General features: G+C 59.4%; 5 protein-coding genes and 1 pseudogene. All 6 read left to right on the top strand.

Annotated features, from left to right (window positions below):
* The first annotated feature begins 25 nt into the window (after nt 1-25).
* Nucleotides 26-1,639 carry an FAD-dependent oxidoreductase gene (locus Q1K23_RS07840; protein WP_300363601.1) on the top strand — a complete coding sequence of 538 codons (1,614 nt, stop codon included), beginning with the start codon at nt 26-28 and terminating at the stop codon, nt 1,637-1,639.
* Complete coding sequence (locus Q1K23_RS07835; protein WP_300363600.1) at nt 1,639-1,875, top strand: hypothetical protein; 237 nt, start codon at nt 1,639-1,641, stop codon at nt 1,873-1,875. The genes Q1K23_RS07840 and Q1K23_RS07835 overlap by 1 nt, the downstream gene beginning before the upstream one ends.
* Nucleotides 1,872-2,582 carry a succinate dehydrogenase/fumarate reductase iron-sulfur subunit gene (locus Q1K23_RS07830; RefSeq protein ID WP_300363598.1) on the top strand — a complete coding sequence of 237 codons (711 nt, stop codon included), beginning with the start codon at nt 1,872-1,874 and terminating at the stop codon, nt 2,580-2,582. The genes Q1K23_RS07835 and Q1K23_RS07830 overlap by 4 nt, the downstream gene beginning before the upstream one ends.
* Nucleotides 2,582-3,259, top strand: a complete 678-nt coding sequence (locus tag Q1K23_RS07825; protein WP_300363596.1) for a Crp/Fnr family transcriptional regulator — start codon at nt 2,582-2,584, stop codon at nt 3,257-3,259. The genes Q1K23_RS07830 and Q1K23_RS07825 overlap by 1 nt, the downstream gene beginning before the upstream one ends.
* A gap of 106 nt (nt 3,260-3,365) precedes the next feature.
* The gene (locus Q1K23_RS07820; RefSeq protein WP_300363594.1) at nt 3,366-4,424 is read left to right on the top strand and encodes a GGDEF domain-containing protein; all 1,059 of its coding nucleotides are present in this window, start codon (nt 3,366-3,368) and stop codon (nt 4,422-4,424) included.
* Nucleotides 4,421-4,741, top strand: a pseudogene (locus Q1K23_RS07815) (magnesium transporter); the annotation flags it as partial. The gene Q1K23_RS07820 and the pseudogene Q1K23_RS07815, both read left to right, overlap by 4 nt.

Genomic DNA, 4,741 nt, shown 5'->3' with positions numbered 1-4,741 from the left:
CCAAAAATTTGTGCAGGAATCGTGAATGATGGATGTTTTGATCGTAGGAGGCGGCGGGGCCGGACTCTGCGCGGCGCTGGCGGCCCATGAAGCGGGCGCGAAGGTGGCGGTGCTGGGCAAAGTGCGTCCGACCCGTTCCCAGACATCGATGGCCCAGGGCGGTATCAACGCCGCCTTGGGCCATGTCGAACCCGACAGTGTGGAGGCCCATATCGCCGACACGATGAAATCGGCCCATACGCTGGCCGACGAAGAGATGGTGCGCCGTCTGTGCGAGAAGGCGCCCGAGGCGATCGCGTGGCTCGACGGCCTGGGCACCCCCTTCAGCCGTCTCGGGGACGGAAAGGTGGCGCAGCGAAGGCTGGGAGGCGCCAGCGGCAAGCGGGCCTGCTACGCCCAGGACTACACGGGACTGAAGATTCTCCACACCCTCTACGATGCGGCACTCAAAGCCGGTATCGGGTTTTACGACGAGCACTACCTGCTCAACTTCATCGTCGAGGAGAACCGGGTGACGGGCGTCACGGCGATCGAGATGAGAAGCGGCGAGGTGAAGGCGATCGGCGCGAAAAGCGTCGTCGTGGCCAGCGGCGGATACGCCGGCCTCTACCGAGGCTTTACGACCAACTCCACGGCGACCACCGGCGACGGCCTGGCGGCGGCGATGAGGGCCGGATGCGTGCTGAGCGACCTGGAGTACGTGCAGTTTCACCCCACGGCGCTGAGGTCCAGCGGCATCCTGATCAGCGAGAGCGCCCGGGGCGCGGGCGGCAGGATCGTCAACGGCAGAGGGGAGCACTTCGTCGACGAACTCCTCACCCGCGACCAGGTCTCCAAAGCGATCTGGGAGCAGCTCGAACAGGGCGAGGAGGTCTTTTTGGATATCCGCCATCTGGGGGAGGCCTTCATCGAGGAGAATCTGCCCCAGGAGCGCAAGCTGGCCCGGCTCTACGAAGGGGTCGATCCGGTCTGCGACCTCATCCCGATCAAGCCCGTGGCCCACTACACGATGGGGGGCATCGACGTGGACCGCGACCACATGACGAAGGTGGAGGGGCTCTTCGCCTGCGGGGAGTGCGCCAACGCCAAAGTCCACGGCGCCAACCGTCTGGGGGGCAACTCGCTGCTCGAGACCGTCGTCTTCGGCAGGGAAGCGGGAGAGAACGCCGCGGCCTTCGCCCGCCGAAACGGGGAGATCTCGCCCGCATCGAGCGGACAGTTCGAAAAGGACAGAAACTTCGTGGCGGCGATTCCCCGCTTCACGAACCAGATCGACTTCTACGAAAAGCGGGACTTCCTGGGCAAGATCTTCTACCGCAACGTCGGCATCCTCCGCAACGAGATGGGACTCAAAGGAGTCCTTTCGGTGATCCGGCAGATGCAGAAGGAGCTGCCCTTCATGGGGATCGCCGACAAGAGCCGCGAATACAACACCAACCTGACCGAATTCATCGAGTTCGGCAACATGGTGGAACTGGCCGAAGCGATGCTGGTGGGAGCCATCGGCCGCAACGAGTCCCGCGGCGCGCACCAGCGGGAGGATTTTCCGGAAGAGGACGACGGGAAGTTCGGCGGCGTCCACTCCCTCGCCTGGAAAGAGAACGGCGTGCTCTGCAACGAGTGGAAAGGACTGGCCTGATGGGAATGGAGAAAGGGAATCGGGAATCGGGAATCGGGAATCGGGAACCGGGAACGGGGAATCGGGAAGTGTTGACCGCCGAGCGGCTGGAAAAAGAGCTGGAGGAGGCCGAAGCGAAACTGGAAGAGACCGAAAAGCTGATCGAGACGGTCGAAAGGGAGCTCATTCCCCGGGAAGAGGAGTACGAAACGGGCGGCAACGGCCGCGAAGACTACGACGACGAGGAAGATGCATGATCAAAATTTCCATCAAACGCTACCATGCGGGCCGCGAGCCGGCGGAGATCGTCCAGGAGTGGGAGATCGAGGAGGGGATGACGCTGCTGGAGGCGCTGACGTCGATCAAGACGAAGAAGGACCCTACCCTCACTTTCCGAAGCGGCTGCAGAAGCTGTGTCTGCGGCAGCTGCGCCGTGCGGGTCAACGGAAGGGAGGTGCTCGCCTGCGCCTACAAGCCCGAAGAGGGAGACCTGGTGGAGCCGCTGCGCTTCGCTCCCGTCATCAAGGACCTGGTGACCGATCAGAGCGGCGGCTTTGAGACGCTCAAACGCGTGGGAGCCTGGCTGGGGACACCGAATCCCGAAGCCGTCGTGACGCCGGAGGCGGAGAAGCGGACCGAAGTGCAGACCGACTGCATCCTCTGCCACTCCTGCTATAGCGCCTGCCCGGTCTTCGAGACCAAACCGCTCTTCGCCGGGCCCTTCGCCCTGACCCGCGTCTGGCGCTACGTGGCCGATCCCAGGGAAGCGGACGTCGAAGGGAAGATCGACGCCGTGCAGCGTGACGGGGTCTGGGACTGCACCCTCTGCGGCGAATGCACCGCCGTCTGCCCCCAGGGGATCGATCCGAAAAACGACATACTGATGCTCAGGAGCAAAAGCACGCAGATGGGCCGCACCGATCCCAACATGGGCGCTTTCGGCAGCTTCGGATTGGATTTTTGATGCTGCATTTCAAACATCTGGAGCCTTTCGAGGAGATCGGCGGGAAACTGATCGACGAGATCAACCGCGTCGGCAGGATCCGCGAATACCCCAAAGGCTCCCCCGCCATGGACGACGACGACACCCTCAGACACTTCTACATCATCATCGAAGGCCGGATCAAAGTCTACCGCTACAACCCCGCCAACAACCGGGAACAGACCCTCTATCTTCTGGGACCCCACGACATGTTCGACGTGCTGACCGTGCTCGACGGCAGGAGACACGAAGTGATGACCGAAGCGCTGGACCATGTCAAAGTGCTGGAGCTGCCGATCGAGAAGGTGCGGGAGTGGCTTGAGACCAACCGCGCCTTCAACCGCGCCTTTTTCCCCTACATAGCCAGACAGATGCGGCAGGTGGAGGAGCTGGCGACCGATCTCTCCCTCTACGACACCTCGACGCGCCTCATGAAGCTGATCCTCAAAAACCTCGATCTCAAAAACCCCGTCAAGCATCTGGGACTCCTGCAGAATCTTCCCCACGACGAGATCGCCTCGCTCATCGGGACGGTGCGGCACGTCGTCAACCGCCATCTGCAGCAGCTCAAGAAGGAGGGAATCCTCAACATCGAGCGGAAGAAACTGGCCGTCAACGACGTGAAGAAGCTGCTGGAGAAAGTCGAAAAGGAGTATTGACCTCGGCGAAAGCCCGGTTTCCCCGTATCGGACACTTTTTTACGTTTTTCTTTAACGATATGTGTTACAATGCAGCTTTGCCAACGCAGAGAAGGGAAGTGTCCGTATGCGCGTCGAAGCCATCGATTTCTATTACCGGGACGAGCTTGACCAGGCCTATACGCGACTGGCCTATATCCTGATCATCGCGATGATGCTTCTGTATCTCAATATCTACATCTACGGCGGAAGGCCGATGCTGAAACTCGATGCCTACTATCTCTTTTTCGCCGTCGCGTCGCTGCAGCATCTGCTCTTTATCAAAAAATATCCGGAAAAAGGCGTGAACGTGAGAAAAATGGTGGTGTTGTTCCTCGATATCACGGTGGTGACCGCCCTGATTTTCTTTCTGGAGAAGTACGGTTTTCTTTTCAGCATTCTCTATCTCTGGATCATTCTGGGCTACGGTATTCGTTTTGGTATCCGATACCTCTATCTCTCCGGCGGTATTTCCCTCGCGGCGATCCTTCTGCTCTACCTGGCCAGCCCCTACTGGCATGCCCATGTCGATCTGGTGCTCTATATGGCCCTGACGGTGCTGATACTTCCGCTTTTCACGATCAAGCTCCTCCACAGGATCGAGGAGAAGAACCGGATGATGCTTCAGCTTCTCGAAAAGGTGGAGCAGCAGTCCCGCTTCGACAGCCTTACCGACATACCGAACCGCTTCTTCTTCGAAACGAAGCTGAAGCGCTGTATCGAAAAGGGAAAACCGTTCTCGCTCTTTTTCATCGATCTCGACGGCTTCAAGCAGATCAACGACACGCTGGGGCACGGTGTGGGGGACAGGGTGCTCAAACAGGTGGCCGCACGCCTGAAAAGACTCACCGGCAAAGACGATTTCATCGCACGACTCGGCGGAGACGAATTTGTCGTGATCACCTACAGAAAGGGGGGCGAAGCCCTGAAACTGGCGGGCGAGATCGTCAAGGCGTTGAAAGAGCCCTACGGTGCCAACAGGGAGATCGATACGATTTCGGCCAGTATCGGCATCAGCGATTTTCCCGAGGATGCCAAAGAGGAGTTCACCCTGAAGAAATATGCCGATATGGCGATGTACGAGGTGAAAAAGCGGGGCAAGAACAGTTTTCTGCGCCACTCCTATATAAAGAGAGGAAGATCGTGAAGATCGACGCGCTGCTGCTCGAAGACATCGAAAACGCCAGCCATCCTTCCGAATTCGAGCTCGGTGACGGATACGCCGTGTTGATTCTCCGTCTTCCCGAAATGACAGAGGAAGGGCTGCAGATCATCTCCTATGCCTTCGTCGTGGAAGGGAGCGCCTGTTACCGATTCGACCGTGCCACGAAAAGGCTGGAGGCCAGCGGCACGCTGGAGGATATGCACGCCTTTTTAGACGAGAAGACGGAGCGGCTGATCAAGGATATGCAGCGCTACCACTACGACATCGAAACCCTCGAAGAGAGCCTCTACGAGGGGTCG

The organism is Hydrogenimonas sp. (assembly GCF_029933015.1).
In the GTDB taxonomy this organism is placed as follows: Bacteria; Campylobacterota; Campylobacteria; order Campylobacterales; family Hydrogenimonadaceae; genus Hydrogenimonas.
Note: the sequence above shows the minus strand (reverse complement) of the source record. Positions and strands in the feature narration are given on the sequence as shown.

Excerpts from the sequence above, each read along its gene's own strand:
- Q1K23_RS07840 (WP_300363601.1), top strand. The coding sequence starts at position 26 with ATGATGGATGTTTTGATCGTAGGAGGCGGCGGGGCCGGACTCTGCGCG.
- Q1K23_RS07835 (WP_300363600.1), top strand. The coding sequence starts at position 1,639 with ATGGGAATGGAGAAAGGGAATCGGGAATCGGGAATCGGGAATCGGGAA.
- Q1K23_RS07830 (WP_300363598.1), top strand. The coding sequence starts at position 1,872 with ATGATCAAAATTTCCATCAAACGCTACCATGCGGGCCGCGAGCCGGCG.
- Q1K23_RS07825 (WP_300363596.1), top strand. The coding sequence starts at position 2,582 with ATGCTGCATTTCAAACATCTGGAGCCTTTCGAGGAGATCGGCGGGAAA.
- Q1K23_RS07820 (WP_300363594.1), top strand. The coding sequence starts at position 3,366 with ATGCGCGTCGAAGCCATCGATTTCTATTACCGGGACGAGCTTGACCAG.